The organism is Rhizobium sp. BK181, assembly GCF_014193305.1.
Classification (GTDB): Bacteria; Pseudomonadota; Alphaproteobacteria; order Rhizobiales; family Rhizobiaceae; genus Rhizobium.
On sequence record NZ_JACHZA010000006.1, the window covers coordinates 192,767 to 211,862 of the forward strand.

At 57.9% G+C, this 19,096-nt stretch carries 15 protein-coding genes; 6 read left to right on the forward strand and 9 right to left on the reverse strand.

The genetic code is table 11. From position 1 onward, the window contains the following. Positions 1-110 precede the first annotated feature (110 nt). A complete protein-coding gene (locus FHT77_RS17040) occupies positions 111-563 on the forward strand; it encodes a DUF2231 domain-containing protein (protein ID WP_183756120.1) in 453 nt (150 codons plus the stop codon). Then, complete coding sequence (locus FHT77_RS17045; protein WP_183756121.1) at positions 560-1,888, forward strand: sorbosone dehydrogenase family protein; 1,329 nt, start codon at positions 560-562, stop codon at positions 1,886-1,888. The genes FHT77_RS17040 and FHT77_RS17045 overlap by 4 nt, the downstream gene beginning before the upstream one ends. A gap of 48 nt (positions 1,889-1,936) precedes the next feature. Here FHT77_RS17045 and FHT77_RS17050 read toward each other — a convergent pair whose 3' ends face one another. From FHT77_RS17050 to FHT77_RS17065, 4 genes are all read right to left on the reverse strand, one after another. Continuing rightward, positions 1,937-2,659: a metallophosphoesterase gene (locus FHT77_RS17050; RefSeq protein WP_183756122.1), complete on the reverse strand. Its 723-nt coding sequence runs from the start codon at positions 2,657-2,659 to the stop codon at positions 1,937-1,939. Further along, positions 2,649-3,476 carry a hypothetical protein gene (locus tag FHT77_RS17055; protein WP_405049292.1) on the reverse strand — a complete coding sequence of 276 codons (828 nt, stop codon included), beginning with the start codon at positions 3,474-3,476 and terminating at the stop codon, positions 2,649-2,651. Before FHT77_RS17055 ends, FHT77_RS17050 begins: the two co-directional genes overlap by 11 nt. A 147-nt stretch (positions 3,477-3,623) precedes the next feature. After that, entirely contained in the window at positions 3,624-5,702 is a 2,079-nt protein-coding gene (gene glgX / locus FHT77_RS17060) for a glycogen debranching protein GlgX (protein WP_183756123.1), read from the reverse strand. A 99-nt stretch (positions 5,703-5,801) separates the two neighbouring features. Further along, positions 5,802-6,992 carry an MFS transporter gene (locus FHT77_RS17065; RefSeq protein ID WP_183756124.1) on the reverse strand — a complete coding sequence of 397 codons (1,191 nt, stop codon included), beginning with the start codon at positions 6,990-6,992 and terminating at the stop codon, positions 5,802-5,804. Positions 6,993-7,704: 712 nt separating this feature from the next. On the opposite strand from FHT77_RS17065, the gene FHT77_RS17070 reads away from it, so the two are divergent. Then, on the forward strand, positions 7,705-8,202 hold the full coding sequence (locus tag FHT77_RS17070) for a hypothetical protein (protein ID WP_183756125.1): 498 nt from the start codon (positions 7,705-7,707) through the stop codon (positions 8,200-8,202). Here the strand turns inward: FHT77_RS17070 and FHT77_RS17075 are convergent. Together FHT77_RS17075 and FHT77_RS17080 are read right to left on the reverse strand one after the other, a co-directional pair. Further along, positions 8,194-8,820 carry a response regulator gene (locus tag FHT77_RS17075; RefSeq protein ID WP_183756126.1) on the reverse strand — a complete coding sequence of 209 codons (627 nt, stop codon included), beginning with the start codon at positions 8,818-8,820 and terminating at the stop codon, positions 8,194-8,196. The two genes, FHT77_RS17070 and FHT77_RS17075, sit on opposite strands and share 9 nt — an antisense overlap. 1 nt (position 8,821) lies before the next feature. Continuing rightward, positions 8,822-10,210, reverse strand: a complete 1,389-nt coding sequence (locus FHT77_RS17080; RefSeq protein ID WP_183756127.1) for a sensor histidine kinase — start codon at positions 10,208-10,210, stop codon at positions 8,822-8,824. Positions 10,211-11,279: 1,069 nt separating this feature from the next. Here FHT77_RS17080 and FHT77_RS17085 point away from each other — a divergent pair. From FHT77_RS17085 to FHT77_RS17095, 3 genes are read left to right on the forward strand one after another with little or no spacing between them, the layout of a single operon-like run. Continuing rightward, positions 11,280-12,032 carry an ImuA family protein gene (locus FHT77_RS17085; RefSeq protein ID WP_183756128.1) on the forward strand — a complete coding sequence of 251 codons (753 nt, stop codon included), beginning with the start codon at positions 11,280-11,282 and terminating at the stop codon, positions 12,030-12,032. Continuing rightward, entirely contained in the window at positions 11,953-13,464 is a 1,512-nt protein-coding gene (locus FHT77_RS17090) for a Y-family DNA polymerase (RefSeq protein ID WP_183756129.1), read from the forward strand. The genes FHT77_RS17085 and FHT77_RS17090 overlap by 80 nt, the downstream gene beginning before the upstream one ends. Beyond that, a complete protein-coding gene (locus tag FHT77_RS17095; protein ID WP_183756130.1) occupies positions 13,461-16,724 on the forward strand; it encodes an error-prone DNA polymerase in 3,264 nt (1,087 codons plus the stop codon). The genes FHT77_RS17090 and FHT77_RS17095 overlap by 4 nt, the downstream gene beginning before the upstream one ends. 218 nt (positions 16,725-16,942) lie before the next feature. On the opposite strand, the gene FHT77_RS17100 is transcribed toward FHT77_RS17095, so the two are convergent. The 3 genes from FHT77_RS17100 to FHT77_RS17110 form a co-directional block, all read right to left on the reverse strand. Beyond that, positions 16,943-17,239 carry a PRC-barrel domain-containing protein gene (locus FHT77_RS17100; protein ID WP_183756131.1) on the reverse strand — a complete coding sequence of 99 codons (297 nt, stop codon included), beginning with the start codon at positions 17,237-17,239 and terminating at the stop codon, positions 16,943-16,945. Positions 17,240-17,359: 120 nt separating this feature from the next. Continuing rightward, complete coding sequence (locus tag FHT77_RS17105; protein WP_246719892.1) at positions 17,360-18,037, reverse strand: Crp/Fnr family transcriptional regulator; 678 nt, start codon at positions 18,035-18,037, stop codon at positions 17,360-17,362. 626 nt (positions 18,038-18,663) lie between these two features. Beyond that, positions 18,664-19,077: a hypothetical protein gene (locus tag FHT77_RS17110; RefSeq protein WP_183756133.1), complete on the reverse strand. Its 414-nt coding sequence runs from the start codon at positions 19,075-19,077 to the stop codon at positions 18,664-18,666. Positions 19,078-19,096: the final 19 nt, after the last annotated feature.

The following is a 19,096-nucleotide window of genomic DNA, read 5'->3' on the forward strand; positions in this document are numbered from 1 at the left end:
GTTCCAGCCTCCTATCGAGGTGCACGCCAGACAGAGGTGTGTAACATTTTGCCGCTGGAACATTCCGGCCGTCACGTCGTTTGGGCCGAAACTTCAGCCGGATCAATGCCATGTCATCTCACGCCCTGCTTCCCCTTCAACCTGTGGCCCCCAGGACCGCCTTCCGCTCTATTCCCCTCCATTTCTCGGCAACCTGTTTTATCGGTGCCCTGCTGACCGACATCGCCTATTGGAAGACCGCTGAAATGACCTGGGCCGATTTCTCGGCCTGGCTTCTGATGGCAGGCTTGGTATTGGGCGTCGTCGGAGCGATAGGGGTTGTTGCGGATTGGAGCCGTGGGGTTCTGACGACGGCTCGATTGCGCCTTGTCATGTACTTCGGATGTCTTCTGGCAGCGTTTCTCCTCGGTTTTCTAAACACACTCATTCACAGCAGGGATGCCTGGACGTCTGTCGTGCCGACGGGCCTGGCAACCTCGATCGCAACCTTCGTGGCAATCGTCATTGCCGCGTTGCTTGGCGCGGGCATTCAGCGCCATCCGGCAGAGGAGGTAATGGGATGAACAACCTTTCGCCCAATCTGAAGGTCCGAGCCTGTTCGATACTGCTGGCTTCGACGATTTTGGCTGCATGCAGTGACAACGATCCGGATCCATCCGGCGGCATAGGCCCGACGCCCGATCTTCCCGAGCAGTCGCAATATCTCTTTCCTCCGATGCATCTTGCCAAGGTCGTCGGCTGGAAAAGCAACGAAACGCCGTCGGTCGCGTCTGGGCTGAAGATCCAGGCTCTCGCGCAAGGACTACAGCATCCAAGATCACTCTACACGCTGCCGAATGGCGACATCCTCGTGGTCGAGTCAGAGGCTCCTGCCGAGGCACCAGCCAAGCGGCCCAAGGATATCATCATGGGCTTCGTTGAAGCCTTCGCCACCAATAGCGGGGGTGGCAAGCCCGCCAATCGAATTACGCTTCTGCGTGACACGGACGGTGACGGCAAGGCCGATATCAAGCAGACGTTCCTCGAACATTTGAATTCACCGTTCGGTGTCGCGCTCGTCGGGAAAGAGCTGTACGTTGCGAACACGGACGCGATCATGCGATATCCCTACAAGGACGGTGATACGAAGATCTCCGATCCGGGCACCCGCCTTACCGAACTGCCGGGTGGGCCGATTGATCATCACTGGACGAAGAGCCTTGTGGCGAGCGAGGACGGTTTGCGCCTCTATGTTGGTGTCGGTTCTAACAGCAACATTACCGAAAACGGGATCGAGGCCGAAAAGGGGCGGGCCGCCATCTGGGAGGTTGATCGCGCATCGGGACGGGCACGGGTATTCGCCGATGGGCTTCGCAATCCAAACGGCCTCACATTCGAACCGACGACAAAGGCACTCTGGACGGTGGTCAATGAACGTGACGAACTCGGCCCCAACCTCGTTCCCGACTATATGACCTCGGTGAAGGAAGGCGGCTTCTATGGGTGGCCATACAGTTATTACGGAAAGAACGTTGATCCACGCGTAATGCCGCAAAGGCCCGACCTTGTCGAAAAGGCGATCGCACCGGATTATGCCCTCGGCTCTCACGTTGCCCCGCTCGGTCTGGTGTTCAACCAGGGACAGAGCCTTACAGCCGCCTATTCTGGTGGCGCCTTTATCGGCGAGCATGGCAGTTGGAACAGGCATTCCTTCAACGGATATAAGGTCGTCTTCGTGCCGTTCGAAGCAGGTAAGCCGAACGGAAAACCGGTCGACATCGTCACCGGCTTCCTGAGCGACAGGAATGAAGCCAGAGGCAGACCGGTCGGTCTGGCACTGGACAAGGGAGGTGCACTGCTGATCGCTGATGATGCGGGCAATACTGTCTGGCGCGTCACGTCTGGCTGATAGTTTGAGTTTTGCTTCGAAAACGAGCTGTCGTTTCGTCAGTAGAGCTTACAGATCAAGGATCGCGTACGGCTTCCCGTTCGGTTTTTCGACGTGGGCGGCGACATTGTAGACCGGAGCCCCCCGCGGGGTTTTGCCCTCATAGGTACCGTGGTGTGCATGACCGTGAACGACTGCGGCTACATTGAAACGATCGATGGTTTCCGCAAGTCTCGAGGATCCGAGAAACGGATAGATTTCCGGGGGCTCACCTTCCACGGTCTCCGCAATCGGAGCATAGTGAAGCACCACCATTGCCCGGTCCGAACTGATCCTGCGCATTGCGTTTTCCAGCCGCATGGATTCGTCGATGCTTTCGGCGACCATGGCCTTGATGGCGCTTTCTCCAAAAGACCCAAGCATATGGCGGCCAAAGCCACCGGCAAAACCCTTGACACCGACGAACGCCGCACCGTCTATCTCGGTCGGGTTTCCGTCAAGGAGTACCACTCCCGCATCGGTCAGTACCGTGGATACTTCCTCAACCATCCCGCTTTCATAATCATGGTTGCCGAGAACCGCGACAACCGGGATCGTGCAGCTTCTGAGATCCGCCGCCAGCAACTCGGCCTCCTTTGGTTTGCCGAGATCTGTCAAATCGCCGGCTATGACCAAAACGTCCGCGACGCCTGATATTTCTGTGAACATGTCCTTGTAGGAGGTTTTTCCATCCTCCTTCACATGCAGGTCGGCGACTGCCGCCACCTTGAGCTTGCCGGCACTACTGGTCATCATCGATCTCCCAATTGCCTCGCATCTCGCCTTCGCCACCGACATCCGCAAAGCCCCACTCCTTCACGTCGATTTCGTAGTCGACACGGGAGTACATCCGCCCGCGGCAGATGCGCATTTGCGGCAGGGGCATGTCGCATTGGGTCTTCAGGCGATCAATCAGTTCATCCAGGAGCCACTGGGGAACCCTGTCTCGCTCGGTAGGATAAATCCATCGAAAGTTGAGGAGATGGATCAGAAGCACTTCCCACTGCACCTCGAGGTATCCGAGCAGTCTTGCCCAATCGATTTCTTCGCTGGCCCGCAAGATGACGTGGGCGATGTCAGCACCATCATAGCGGTGTCTCAGTTGAATGAAGCATTTCGACCAGATCAGTTCAGTCGGACTGACGATGCGGACGGGAAACCCGCATAATTCAATCATCCGGGCGTCATCGAACCACGCGTCGCCGACCGGCATCGTGCCATTGGATGAGGCGAAGATGACATCAAAAAAGTGCTTTCCTTTCAGCACTTTCCCGATCCAGCGCTCGTCCTCGACCGCGATCTCGTAATCACGCTCCCTGAAGTAGCCAAGGATGCGCCCGCAGTCTCCGGCCTTGCAGAATATGTCCAGATCCTTGGTGAGACGGGAGATGCCCGTATAGGCACTGACGGCGTAAGTCCCTGCGACCAGAAACGGTATTTCGGAGGAAGCAAGTTCCTCGATCGCCTTGGCGACGAATGGCTCGGCGTCAGGATCGATCAGCTGCGGGATGGCCCGTGCCTTCATCATCGGACTGTCTGAAGTCTCGGATGTCATCGGGGGTACGCTCATCCAAATTCCTCTGAAGCGGTCGCTTCCATCAACCCGCGAAAGCGACTGATGTTCCGGAATGGATTCTTAACCGGCCGGGCGGGCGCTTGCGGTTTTCGACAACAGGGGTACGGCGCGAAACACAAGCACGGAGCTTCCGTCTACCGCTCAAGCTCGCCTCAAGATGACAAGGCTTCTGGGTTCCAGGTCATAGTGATCGGTGTCGTTGAGATCGACCCTCTCCACGTCAGGGTCGGCGGTCGTAAGCTCCAAAATCCATTGGCCGTCTTCCAGTGATGGAAGATTGAACGGCACCTGACCGTCGTGAGGGTTGAACAGCACCAGCGCCTCCTTCCAGGCATTTTCATTGCCATCGAGCTTGGTGGTCAGGCGCAGCCCAAGTGTCGTGCTTCCCTCATCGTCCCAATGGTCTTCGGTCTGTTCACCGCCGACAGGGTTGAGCCAGCTAATCGTAAGGTCGTTGCGCCAGCTTTCACGCCGCAGTAGTGGTTGTTCCTGGCGGAGCGCAATCAGCCGAGCTGTAAAGACGCGCAGAGCCTGTGCGCTGTCCGGCAGCCCTTGCCAATGCAGCCAGCTTATATCGCTGTCCTGGCAGTAGCCATTGTTGTTGCCCATCTGGCTGCGGCCGAATTCGTCGCCAGCCAAAAGCATGGGAACGCCATGGGACAGGAGGAGGGTGGCGAGGAAATTTCTCTTCTGGCGATCGCGGACAGAATTGATCCCATCATCGTCGGTGGGGCCTTCGGCGCCGTAATTGAAGCTTCGGTTGTGGTCGTGGCCATCACGATTGGCTTCACCATTCGCTTCATTATGTTTTTCGTTATAGGAGACCAGATCGTTCAGCGTGAACCCGTCATGTGCTGTCACGAAGTTAACACTTGCCCAAGGTCTGCGCCCGCGGAAGTCGTAAATGTCACCTGATCCGAGCACGCGTGCGGCAAAGTCGCGCGCGGTTCCGTCTTCATCCTTCCAGTAGTCGCGCATTGTATCGCGGTATTTGTCATTCCACTCGGACCAGCCGGGGGGAAAACCACCGACCTGATAACCGCCCGGTCCAATGTCCCAAGGCTCGCCAATCAGCTTGAGACGGGAAAGGACCGGATCCTGCCCAACCGCATCGAAGAAGCCTCCTCGCTGGTCGAAACCCTCTGGTTCCCGCCCGAGGATGGTGCCGAGGTCGAAGCGGAATCCGTCGACATTCATGACCTGCGCCCAGTAGCGCAAGGAGTCCGTGATCATTTGCAGGACACGGGGATGCGAGGTGTTGACGGTATTTCCGGTGCCGGTGTCATTGATGTAGTAGCGTGCTTCGTCGGGCATCGTCCGGTAGTAGGAGAAGTTGTCGATACCCTTGAACGAAAGGGTTGGTCCGAGCTCGTTTCCCTCCGCAGTATGGTTGTAGACGACATCAAGGATGACTTCTATCCCCGCATCATGGAAAGCGCGGACCATATTTCGGAATCCTGAAAGGCCATGGGGCCCGTAGTAGCGCGAAGCCGGAGCGAAGAAGCCGATCGTGTTATACCCCCAGTAATTCCTCAGCCCCTTGTCGAGTAGGTGGGCATCATCGGGAAAATAATGGACGGGGAGAAGCTCAATGGAGGTGATTCCCAAGCTTTTCACGTACTCGACGACGTCCCGGTTCGCCAAGCCCTCAAACGTGCCCCGCAGCTGTTCGGGGACGGCAGGATGCAATTGCGTCATCCCCTTCACGTGTGCCTCGTAAAAGATCGTACGTGACCAGGGTATGCCGGGTTTGAGATCGTCGAGTGAAGTGAAGTCGTTCGGGTCGATCACACGGCATTTGGGCATGTCGGGTGCGCTGTCGGCTCCATTGAAGGAAAGGTCCTTTTCCTCGCTTTCGAGATCGTAGCCGAAGCAAGATTGACCCCAATGGATGTCTCCGACGAGCTCCCGCGCGTATGGATCAATGAGAAGCTTGTTGGGATTGAAGCGATGGCCGTTTTCCGGATCGTAAGGCCCGTAGACCCTGTAGCCATAAAGCGCTCCCGGTTTCAGGCCAGGGATGCGACCGTGCCAGATCTCGTTGGTGTATTCCGGAAGCTCGATACGGTGTTCGTTGCCGCCCTCTGCATCAAAAAGACAAAGCTCGACCCGTTCGGCATGCGCCGAGAAGAGAGCAAAGTTGACACCATCAGCGTCAGGTGTCGCGCCGAGAGCCAAATGGTCACCTGCCTCGACGTCGAACCCAGATTTTTGCGGCATAAAAGTCCCCCAAATGTGGTCAGCGGGACAGGAACACAATTTCCGTCCGTTTGTTCCACCGGTGCCCCGACATGAGCAATCGATCAGGTTCGGCTTGGTTCATGACCCCAGAGTAATGCCGGGACGGCTTGCGTTCTGGGCGATCATGACTTTCCGTTGATAGGAGAGAGATCGGACGCACAAAAGCGCAGTCAGGATGACCGGAAGGCAAATGAAAAACGCGGTGCGAATGCCAGCCTGTTCGGCGACGAAGCCGAGGAGAGGCGGGGCCAGGAAAAACACGACGAACGACATCTGACCCAGGGCTGCGACGTTGACATGGGCTGCCCTGTCGACTCGTTGAGCGGCTGCCGAGACAGCAAGAGGATAGACGGCACTGCATCCGGCACCCATCAACGCGAATCCGACCAGTGCGATACTCTGGTGGGGCGACAGTGAAACCGCGCAAAGACCCGCGGCAGATGTAATGAGAAGGACGACGGCCACGGAACGTGAGCCAAAGCGATCGACAAACGGGTCTGCAAATAACCTTGCCAGGGCCATGAAGAAGGTGAAGAGGGTAAGGCCAAGCCCCCCGACGAATGGTTCCGACTGGAATACGTCGCGCATATAGATGGCCGACCAGTCGATGCCTGCTCCCTCGACAAGAAATGCAGCAATTCCGATCAGGCAGAGGGGCAACAGGCCTGCCGTCGGAAGAGCGATATGCCCGGCATCGACATGTTCGGTGTTCGGTTTGGCCGGGGCATTGCGCATTCCACCAATGACGACCCCACCAGCGACAAGGACGAAGGTGAATGTCAGCGCGAGATGGAGTTGCATTGACATTCCCGCCTGACGGAGAGCAGCCGATATGAGCGCGGTGACGAAGAAGCCAAGGCTCCAAAACCCATGGGCCCTGTTCATGACCCCGCGGCCCAGCTGGGCCTCTATGCGATCAATTTCGACGTTTAAATTTATCTCGAGTGCACCGGCCAACAGTCCCTCCAGGAAGAGGAGACCGAATACGAGCGGGGCAGCGGTCATCCATGGCACGAGCGCAAGCAGAGCGGAGGTTCCAAGAACTGTTGCGAATGCCGTCGTGCGTGCACCAAGGCGGGCAACGAGCGGGGAGGAGAATGTCAGTGACAGCAGAGCGCCGATTGCGGCGCCGATCAGTGTCAGGCCCAATTCCGACTTGTCGATCCGCAGGGCATCCTGAAGATCGGGCAGGCGCGACAATGTCGCTCCCATCGACACCGCAAACAGGAAAAAGCAGATATAAATCCGCTGTTGCGGCTGAATGTGCATGGCTCGCTCCGGAGAATCCCTAGCGATTTCTACCCGAATGCGACCAGGGTCTGCAATCGAAGATAGATGTTCGGATCGGTTATTGGCCGATCAATCTCTCATTGCGTGCGATCGGAGCATCCTATGGCTCGTGACCGCGTCTGGCCATCCCTGAGGTGCCAGGGTGTTGCCGGTCTGGCCTCGAGCAGTGCGCGATCAGTCTGCACTGATCATCAGCGCAGGTCGGATGTCCACGGCCGAATCCTTGGTGGTCCTTTCATCGTTAAACTGTCTTTTGGCGTTCCGATTGCCTTGGTTCCTTCGGCTGCCTCTTCCGTCGCCCCGTGGTTTTATTCCGCCCGTGCCCAGTGATCACGATGTCGGCCTTTGGGGCCCGCATCCTCCCATATATGATCGCAGCGCATGCGCCGCCGCTGTTCCTTTTCGTCCAAGCAAAGCTCCTTCTCGCAGTACAGTTGACGATCCTGGAATGAGGCAGACCGGTGACGACAATGTGCAGTTAAGGAGAAGACGGCGTCGCCGTATCATACTCACCCTAGGTGTTCCTGAACGTCGCGTGTAAAATCGGACCCACGTTTTATGAAAAGTCGGCAATATGGGACCAAAGTCTTGCGCCCCCACTCCCATAGGTCTGATGCCCTCCTAGTTTGGAAACAATACAATGATCTAACGCGTATTGACTTGCGTAGCTGATACCGAAATGAGGCATGCCATGATTCTTTCCAAACGCTCTTTGCTGAAGCTTTTTGCAGGCACCGCTGGAATTGCGGTCGCTCTTCCGTTCTCTGCATCAGCGAAAGACAATGGAAACGGCAATGGCAACGGCGGCGGTAACGGAAACGGCGGCGGAAATGGGAACGGCAGCGGCAACGGAGGCGGTAACGGCGGCGGAAACGGAAACGGTGGCGGGAATGGCAACGGCGGAGGAAACGGGAACGGGAAGTCCGGCGGCGGCAACAACAGCAACAACGGCAACGGTGGTGGCAGTGCCAGCACAGGGAACGGTAGCTCGAGTTCTACGTCCAGCGGATCGACGGTGACGCAATCGAGTGAGGGCAGCGATGGCTCGATCAATGTCCGCCACGCCAACGGGATCACGGAAACCCTTCGCAAGGGTCGCTACATCATGCGAGATTCGAAGGGACGGACAATCATCAGTCGGGGTGCAACCGCCGACGATGCGCGGCGGCTTATCGGCATTCTACGCTAGTCTGTCTCGCCACCGCATAGCGGCTTCAGTCCTGTTCGAGACCCCAAGCTTGGTCAGGATCTGGGTCATGTGATGCTTTACTGTCTTTTCCTGCAGGTCGAGCTTCAGACCAATCCGCTTGTTGGACAGACCCATTGAGACGAGATCGACAATCTCGACTTCGCGTGGGGTCAGCACGGTTTCGGCCGAGCGATGACGCTGCAGGGACTTCTCCATGATCTTTGCCGTCATCGCCGGACTCACGGCTCGTGACCCGCGAAGAACAGAAGTGATGGCGTCGATCAATCCCCTCGCACCCACGCCCTTCAGGACATAGCCGAGCGCTCCGAGACGCAGGGCCGTAACCAGGCTTTCGACCTCTTCAGATGCCGTCAGCATGATCACTTTGGTCGACGGACTGGTATCGAGAACGTCTGAGATGGTAGAAAGTCCGTTTCCTGGCATGGAAACGTCAAGAAGCAGGATGTCGGGGTTCAATTCGCGGGCGATCCGACAGGCGTCCGCGCCACTTGCGCCCTCGCCAACGACGACAAAGTCCTTGTTTTCAGACAGGCTTCGCACGACACCCTCACGAAAGAGCGGATGATCGTCGACAACGCCGATACGAGTTGATGCCATTCTAGTCTTCCGCCTCCATCGGTTCAAAGCTCATGGTCAAAGTCGTGCCATCAGGGCCCGACTGCACCTCGAAAACACCTCCGAGGCTGTCGATACGTTCCCTAAGACCGACCAGTCCCAGGCTCGATGGCCTGATTTCCTTCGGATCGAAGCCCTCGCCTCTGTCGCTGACTTCGATGCGCACATATCCATTGTGCGATATTGCCTTGACTGCCTGCTGAACGCCGCCACCATGCCGATAGGCGTTGTTGAGCGCTTCCTGGATGAAGCGATAGATGCAGATCTTTACAGCGGGCGCGAGATCCGGGTCGTCGTCGTCGATGGTCAGTTCGACGACTGTCTCGGTCTTGCTTTGATGAGCCTCGACAACACGGTTGACGATTTCCCGGATCGAGGCGTTTTCGATCTCCGGCAAGACAAGCCCTCGGCAGATGCTGCGGATTTCCGAGATCGCCTCTGCAAGGCTAGAGCGGATCCATGACAGCTCTTCATCCCGAGCGGCAGGCGCGGTTGCCGGATTGACGAGGAGTTCGCTGTCCAGCCTCAGCGATGCGTAAGCAATGTGCTGGGCGGGGCCGTCGTGAAGGTCCGCGCCGATGCTTCGCAGGTAGGTTTCGTTCAAGGCTGCGGCACGCTGGTATGATTTCTGCAGCCGTCGCTGCAGACCGCGGTTTTCGCCGAGCAATACGGAAAGCTCGTCTACGCGTGCTCCGAGTGCCACCCGTTGTGCTTCGATAATGCGGCTACCACGAAAAACCAATGCCGAAAGGGCGAGGAAGAACACGGCTATTACGCCGGCGACCGCAAGCCAGCTTCCCAATCGCGCCTGCGTCAGGCTCTCCTCCAGCCCTTCTGCACTCTCATAGAATTCCAGTACCGCAACGGCCTCTCCCGACCAGGGTTGAAGGACGGGATTGTAGATTTCCATGAGCGGCCTGCCGTAGACCCGCTCTTGCGCGCTTTCTGGATCGGTTGGAATTTCATATCGGGCAACGAGAGTGCCGGAGAAGGCCTCGCGTAACTTGTCAGTGACCGGAAACGTCCTTCCGACCAGCCCTTTTTCGTTTGAATAGAGGATGGTGCCATCCCGGCGCCACAACTTGAAGGAAACGAGTCTGCGGCCCAACGCCCCCTGGCCAAGGGTCTCATCCAGGGCGCGAGCCGTGGCGTCGTCGAGAAGGCCTTCCTTCTGCATGTCCGGCAACAGGGGGGCGACCACACTATCCACATAAAGTGCGGTGGTCGCACCTGCATTATGGATGACGGCCCCCTGGATGAAGTGGGTCACCAGCAGCCCAACCAGGAACATGGCAATGGCGGAGACGATGCCCCCAGCGAGAAAAAACTGCGAAGCGAGCGTTTGGTTCTTCCAGCGGCCGAGCCAGTTCATCGATGACCTGACGGGGAGGGTAGCTGATGGACATGGGATAGATAGGGCATGGATATTACTGCGTACTATCGATGAAACGGGCGCCTGCAACGCCTCCCGCAAGCTTTCCTGCATCACCGGGCATTGTCTAACGACACACATAGAGCAGCCCGGCCGAGAGTACAATCCATGCCGAAAAAGGTGCCTTTCGGCGCGCGCAGGCCATTCGAATTTGCTGTTTATCCTGCAAGACGTCTTTCCCCAATCCGGCTCCTGTTAGCCGAATTGCTCTCAAACGACGGAGCGTGACTTAGGTTCCCGGGCTAGGACTTAAGTCTGATGAAAGCCTCAGGAGCGCATCCAGAAAGGAAGTTTGCGCGGACTGTCTTACCTCCGTTATCGTTCGGCGGTGGTGCCTCGGAGCAACAATCGCGGACGCCGTTCTTCGGACCAGCACAACGATCTGAGTGGTCCTGTTTGGCGGCCACGGATCACGATATATCGACCGTCCGGGTGTGGAGAGGCGTTGTTCTGTCCTTCATCATGATGGGATCCGCTCAACGGGCATTTTCGTCCCGATGCCGCTCCTTGCGCGTTTGCTTTCTCTTCTCCGTTAGGCGAGGCGGATGCCGGACAGGTTGGACGCTCGACTGCCATTTCGTTGGCCGCAGCGAGAAACCGGAAAAACCGCTGCGTTCGCCATCCCTGTCGCGTCCGGTTGACACGGCCCGCGCTCGGGGAGGGAATGGGTAGCAACAGGAAAAGGTTCCTCGCGCGGTCTCCAGATTTGCCTAAGGTTGTTACACCCTCCGCAGGCAGCCATAGCTCGTCAAAGAGAATTCCACAGGCACGGGCGCTGATGCAAAAATTCCTTCAGTGGCGCAAAACCTTCCGTGGCGCAAAGGCGGCATCCTCTTATCTAGGAACTTGATTCATCTGACGAATCCTCATCACACCCCAAAATGAGGAATAATTTCCTGTTTTGAGCATCTTGACGACGTCGGCGGAAAGGAACAGAAGAAGAACATCACCGTTATGAACGACATGAATGTCGTCCCTCTTAATGCGATTTCGGAAGGATTCGCCAACGATGTCGGCTGCTCGCCAGGACATTCTCTCGGATTTGCGCGAGCGCATCTCCTCCTTGGAGGGGGGAGCGTCCAGGCGGGCGGGCAGCCTGTCGTTCGGCGTGCCCGAAATCGATCGGATCCTGCCTGGCGGTGGTCTCGCCTATGGCGCGCTACACGAATTTGCAGGCGGCGGATGCGGGACGGTCGACGGAGCAGCGGCAGCCTTGTTTGCCGCGGGAATCGCCGCGCGTACGCGAGGAAAGATTGTCTGGTGTCTGACACGTCCGGACCTCTTCTTTCCGGCGCTGGCTCAGGCGGGTCTTCATCCCGATCGGGTCATCTTCGTTGAAGGCGATCGGGAGGAGGATGTCCTTTCATCCATGGAGGAGGCGCTTGGGTATGGTGGCCTCGGTGCGGTGATCGGAGAACTTGTTCGGCTACCGATGGTCGCTTCGCGACGTCTGCAGCTGGCAGCCGAAAGGACCGGCACGATGGGGATTGTTGTCCGGCGGTGGCGCCGTCAGACCGAAGCGAACGACTTCGGCCAGCCGACGGCCTCGGTCACACGCTGGCGGGTCAGTGTGCTGCCGAGCGCAGAATTGCCCGTTCCGGGCGTCGGACGTCCAAGGTGGTTGCTTGAATTGATGCGATCGCGGGCGGGCGAATGTGCTGAGTTTGAAATTGGAGCCTGCGATGACAAGGGTCGTATCAATATATCTTCCCTATCTGGCAACCGATCGGATTCGTCGCGCCGATTCCGGCATTCCGGCTGATCAACCGATTGCGGTGATTGAACGAAGAGGCCCGAAGCGATGGGTCTCGGCTGCTGACGCCGCGGCGCAGAAAGCGGGGGTCCGCATCGGCATGCAGGCTGCCAAGGCACAGGCGCTCTTTGCCGGACTGGCGATGATTGACGCAGACGCCGCCGCCGATGCCGAGGCTCTCAGGCGGATAACCTTATGGGCGCTGACGGTGTACTCGCCGATCGTCGCGGTCGATGCGCCAGATGGCATTGTCCTTGACACGGAAGGCGCCGACCATCTTCAGGGAGGAGAAGCGCCGATGTTGACGCGTCTTGGCAATCAGTTCCATGCCAGGGGTCTGACCGCACGCATTGCCGTGGCAGACACCTGGGGCGCGGCGCATGCCTGCGCGCGTGCGGCGAGAACGCAGACAGTTGTTGTCCCTCGCGGCGAAGCCGCCGGAGCAACCGAGCGGCTTCCAATCTCTCTTCTGAGATTGCCGGAGCCGATCGTGTCAGACCTTCGCATGCTGGGTTTCAGGACCATCGGAGAGCTTTCTGCAACGCCCCGTGCCCCGCTGGCGCTTCGGTTCGGACCTGAAATCGGCCGGCGCATTGATCAAATGTTCGGCCGGCTGTCGGAACCTATTGAGCCGATCCGTGCGCCGGAGTGGATCGAAGTCTCGCGCGCTTTCGCCGAACCTATCGGCGCGGCCGAAACAATCAACAAATATGTGGGTCGCCTGATCGTTCAGCTCGTTGCCGAACTGCAGCGCAAGGGGCTCGGCGTTCGCAGGACAGACTTGATCGTCGAGAAGGTCGATGGCAGTAGGCAAGCAATCCGCGCCGGCACGGCGAAACCCGCGCGTGATATCGCATGGTTGACGAAGCTCTTCAGGGATCGCACGGAAAAAATCGAGCCGGGTTTCGGTATCGAGAAGCTTACACTTGCCGCCGTGATCACCGAGCTGCTGGCCGAAGAGCAGCACGCGTCGTCGCTCGTGGAGGAGAAAAACGAGGACATCACGCCCCTCATCGATATCTTTGGCAACCGCGGACAGCGTGTTTATCGTGTAGCTCCGGTCGCGTCCGACGTTCCCGAACGGAGTGTGCGGCGCATTTCGGCTGCGGCAGCCGAAGTCGAGGAAACCTGGGTTCATTATTGGCCGCGTCCTGTCCGATTGCTTGATCGCCCTGACCGGATAGACGCCATTGCCCTTCTCCCTGACCACCCGCCAGCAACCATTACGTGGCGCGGCAAGCGACATCGCGTAAGACGGGCCGATGGACCGGAGCGGGCCTTCGGTGAATGGTGGACGTGCGATGCCGAGTTCACAGCAGTGCGCGACTACTTCATCATCGAAAACGACGCAGGCGAACGACTGTGGATTTTCCGTAGCGGGGACGGCATCGACCCCGAAACCGGCAGCCATAAATGGTTCCTGCATGGGATCTTCGCATGAGATATGCCGAGCTTCAGGTCACCACCCACTTCAGCTTCCTCCGGGGCGCATCATCGGCCGACGAGTTGTTCTGGACCGCGAAGGAGCTTGGAATTGAAGCTCTTGGCGTGGTCGATCGCAACAGTCTTGCGGGTGTCGTGCGGGCCCTGGAGGCATCTCGTGCGAGCGGTGTGCGGCTCGTCGTGGGCTGCAGGCTTGATCTTCAGGACGGCCCCTCCCTTCTTGTTTACCCGACCGACCGATCGGCCTACTCTCGTCTGACCCGCCTTCTCACGCTCGGAAAGAGCCGAGGAGGAAAGGGCAACTGCATCCTGACGCTTGATGATGTCGCCCGTTACGCCGGGGGCCTCATTTGTGTTCTCGTTCCTGATCTCCCGGATGAAACTTGTGCGATCCAGCTTCGAAAGCTGGCTGAGGTTTTCGAAAACCGCACCTACCTGTCGCTGTCGCTGAGGCGACGGCCGAACGATCAGATGCGACTCCACGAGTTGTCCATTCTTGCGGCAAAGTTCAGGGTTCGCACTGTCGTGACGAACGATGTGTTGTTCCACGAACCCAACCGTCGGCAACTCCAGGACGTTGTGACCTGCATCCGCAATCACACCACCATCGATGATGTCGGCTTCGAGAGGGAACGCCATGCCGACCGATATCTAAAGCCGCCTGAAGAGATGGAACGTCTGTTTCCGCGCCACAGCGAAGCACTCGCGCGAACGATGGAGATCGTCGAGCGATGCAGGTTTTCCCTTGAGGAGCTGACTTACCAGTACCCCGAGGAAGCCATCATGCCAGGCATGGATGCTCAGCAGTCGCTGGAGCATTATGTTCGCGCGTGTATTCCGGACCGCTATCCTGAAGGTTTGCCGCAGAACGTGCTCAGGGTCATCAGACATGAGCTCGAGCTCATCAAGGAGATGCGTTACGCTCCCTATTTCCTGACGGTTTTCAGCATCGTCAGGTTCGCCCGCAGCCAGGGGATACTTTGTCAGGGCAGGGGATCGGCAGCAAATTCCGCCATCTGCTATATCCTCGGCATCACCAGCATTGACCCGGAGACCAACGATCTCCTGTTCGAGCGCTTCGTCTCCAGGGAACGCGACGAGCCTCCCGACATCGACGTGGACTTTGAGCATGAGCGTCGGGAGCAGGTCATCCAGTGGATTTATAGGACTTATGGTCGCGACAAGGCCGCGCTCTGCTCGACCGTAACCCGATACCGTGCCAAGGGTGCCATCCGCGATGTCGGAAAGGCCCTCGGCCTGCCAGAGGACGTGATCAAGGCGCTTTCGTCGGGCATGTGGTCCTGGTCAGAAGAAGTGAGCGATCGCAACATAAGGGATCTCAACCTTAACCCTGCGGACCGGCGCCTGGTGCTGACATTGAAACTGGCTCAGCAGCTCATGGGCGCCCCGCGGCACCTTGGCCAGCACCCCGGCGGCTTCGTTCTTACCCATGACCGACTGGACGATCTCGTTCCCATCGAACCGGCGTCGATGGTCGACCGGCAGATTATCGAATGGGACAAGGACGATGTCGAGGCACTGAAGTTCATGAAGGTCGACGTTCTTGCCCTTGGCATGCTCACCTGCATGAACAAGGCGTTCGACTTCATCCGGACCCATAAGAACGACGATCTAGATCTCTCGAATATCCGGCAGGAGGACAGCGCGACATATGCGATGATCCGCAGGGCCGACACGCTCGGGACTTTCCAGATTGAGTCCCGCGCCCAGATGGCGATGCTCCCGCGGATGAAGCCACGGACATTTTACGACCTTGTCGTACAGGTCGCGATCGTCCGGCCTGGTCCCATCCAGGGCGACATGGTCCATCCATATCTGCGTCGGCGCGAGGGCAAGGAAAAGGTCGAGTATCCGACCCCCGAGCTCGAAGCCGTGCTTGGCAAGACCCTCGGCGTCCCGCTTTTTCAAGAGAGTGCCATGAAGGTCGCGATGGTGTGCGCAGGTTTTACCGGTGGTGAGGCTGACCAACTGCGCAAGAGCATGGCGACCTTCAAGTTCACGGGCGGCGTCTCGCGCTTCAAGGACAAGCTTGTCAATGGCATGATCAACAATGGCTATACGGCGGAATTTGCGGAGAAGACATTCTCTCAGCTCGAGGGTTTTGGCTCGTACGGCTTTCCTGAAAGCCACGCGGCATCCTTCGCGCTCATTGCCTATGCGTCCAATTTCGTGAAATGTCATTACCCGGACGTCTTCTGCGCTGCGTTGCTGAATTCACAGCCGATGGGGTTTTATGCGCCGGCTCAGATTGTCGGCGACGCACGAAATCACGGTGTCGAAATACGCCCGGTCTGCATCAATCGCTCGCGATGGGACTGTACGCTTGAGCGCATTGGCAATACGGAACGCCACGCCGTCCGGCTTGGCATGAGACTGGTCATGGGACTGGCGGTCGTCGATGCCGCCCGCATCGTCGCAGCGCGGATGAATTCGCAATTTGAGAGTGTCGACGATGTCTGGCGCCGGTCGGGTGTTCCGTCGGAAGCCCTTGTCCAGCTCGCCAAGGCAGATGCCTTCCTTCCTTCGCTGACGCTGGAACGCCGCGATGCAATGTGGGCGATCAGAGCCCTGAGAGATGAGCCCCTTCCCCTATTTGCGGCCGCAGCCGAACGCGAGATGAAAGCGATCGCAGAACAGCACGAACCCGAGGTCAAACTGCGACAGATGACCAGGGGTCACAACGTCGTGGAAGACTACGGCCATGTCGGCCTGACGCTTCGCGAACATCCTATAGCGTTCCTGAGGAAGGATTTGATAGATCGCGGGATCGTCACCTGCAATGACGCGATGAATGCGGGTGATGGCCGCTGGCTTATGACGGCGGGCCTCGTGCTGGTGCGGCAGAAGCCAGGCTCCGCGAAGGGCGTCATGTTCATCACGATTGAAGATGAAACCGGTCCTGCCAACATTGTGGTCTGGCCGAGCCTGTTCGAGAAGTGCCGCCGCGTGGTCCTCGGCTCTTCGATGATGGCGATCAACGGCCGCGTGCAGAGGGAAGGGGATGTCGTTCACCTCGTTGCACAGCAGCTTTTCGACCTCAGCGGCGAACTGTCAGGCCTTGCCGACCTGGATATGTCAGTCCGGATCCCGACCGGACGCGGCGATGAGTTCACCCATGGCTCGCCAGGCAGTCCGGATTCGCGCGAAAGATCACCATCGACCGTCCGGCCCAGAGATATCTTCGTTCCTGATCTGCACATCGACACATTGAAGGTGAAGAGCCGGAATTTTCACTAAGGTCACTTTCGCCATGAGACCAAATCAAGAACTCTGTTCAAAGCCCTATCGGCGCTGAGGGCAACGCTCGAGCGATATCACGCGTGAGCAGTTCGAATTCCACGGCATGCCATTAAAGGTGCATCAACAGCAAAAAACGAAAACATCTTTTGAACTCAATAAATTACTCGATGAAAAGGCGCTAAAAAGGCCCGACGTTTTCGACGGGCCTTGGTATTTCAGTCGCGATGCTCGGGCATCGCCTTTAGCTGATCCTCCGTCCACGTGGTCACGGCGTGGACTTCGCCGTCTTCATCTCTCATGAAATCAAGCTGGCTTGCAGGCACTGCCACTGGTTTGGCGCCGAGGCCGAGAAACCCACCGACATCGATAATGACAGTGCTGGCTTCGCCGACGCCGTGAACGTGATCGACCTTTCCGACCTTTTCGTCATCTGCGCCATATACGCTCGCCCCTTCAAGATTATCAGGGACGAGATCCGCAGTGCTAAGCCGAACGTGATTGGTATGGTCCATTTCTGAAGCCTCCGCCTTGTTGGAGTTATCCAACCCATATCCGGCGGTATTGTTCCTGCAACAGTGGGCGGACAAGGGCGTTCGGCGGCCCCTCACGCCTTCTCGTGCAGATACCGGCGCTCACGCCTTGCCGAGAAGTCGTTCGAATTCCTGCTCCGGCGTTCCATAGCAACCTGCGGCGAGGGCTTCGAGACCCCTTCGATCCCGCACGATCACAGAACCACGGCTAGAGCGAATGAGGCGCTTGCCTTCGAGGACATGCAAGCTCGTGGTCACGCTTGGTCTGCGCACACCAAGCATAAGGGCGATATACTCGTGGGTAATGGCCATCTCCTCGGAGTGAAGCCGATCGTGACACATCAGGATCCAGCGCGCGAGCCGTTGTTCCACATCGAATTTGGCGTTCGCCAGCGAGGTATAGGCCACCTGGGTGGCAAAAACGTGCATAAATTTGATCATCGGAACCTGAAGGGTCGAACTTTTCAGGGTTGTCTGGCGCATCGCCTCGACCGACACCCTGTATCCGGTTCCGGCCACATGAATTTCAATCAGGTACGGAACAATGTCGTCGCCTATGATCGTGGCAGTCGGAACAAATCCTTCCCGGCCGAACATGCCAGCTTCCGCCATCTGTCCTGTAGGGCCGACCGCCATCACCGATCCGATGCCGCTTTCCGGAAAGTACAAGAAGTCGAGTGTCTTGCGCGGCTCCGCTATCCGGAAGTTGGCGGGCAGATCGACGGCTTCCAAATGCTTCGCGAGAAGATCGAAATCGTCGGCTGTCAAAGCCTTGAGCATTCGGTTGCTAACGTCTCCTTGCGACGGCATATCAGACTCTCCCCTGCCCGTGATCACCCGTTACCAACCGAGACAAGGCAACAGGTAGCGCCCCACATGCCAGAATAGGTCGCGCACTGTTCGGTTCAAGTACGATCACGTACACACGTTCTTCATTGACCTCCAATATACCGTCGCTGCCATTTATCCTGCTAAACCAGACGGAAAGGTTGGTGATGATCAACAGGCGCATTCGAGACAGTGAAATGGCAATGCTTCAGTGAGCCTTGAACAGCCATTGCCGGCTGCTCATAACGGAAACGCGTCGAGAATCCTTTGCATCGAAGCGATGGATCTTTTCGCTCATGGTCACCGGACCCAGGAGAACTTACCAGCCTGTTGATTTCAATTTCCCGGACTACCAGCGGCTCTGACCGACGCCCGACCTTCGCCATCCAGCAGCGTCAGCGGCTGCAATCGATGATCGTCCATGCTGCTGACCGTGCGGCCCGCCGCGCAGGAGTGTCGGGTCGCGTTCAGGCTTAGGTGCCTGAGGTATGGCCCTTTAGAATGAAGTCCCGATTCCCAGCTTCCGGAACTGGTCGAATACATACAAAAACCGAGCGCGGGCCCGGAGCGGTTGGCTCCTAAAGGCAACGCGTGGTTACTGTTTCCATGTTCCGAGTGACCCGACCATGTTCAGCGATCTCATAGGACAGCGCGTGCTCGTCGTGGAAGACGACGATCTTCAGGCCGTCAATATGACCCTGGCGCTGGAGGAACAGGGAAGTGATATCGTCGGGCCCTTTCCTCACCTCGATGGCGGCTTGGCCGCACTCAATCACGCGAGCATCGATGCAGCTGTTCTCGATGTTCATCTGCTGTATCGACACGTCTTCCAACTCGCTGATTGCCCTATGAAGCAAGACATTCCGTTCCTTTTCGTTACCGGCTACGACCCGATAGAGATCCCGGATCGCTTCAGAGGTGTACAATGTCTTCTCAAACCAGTGGAACCCGGAGAGATAATGGTGAGGCTTGCTGCGGTTATAGCCGGGCACGCAAGGCGCCATTAGATTT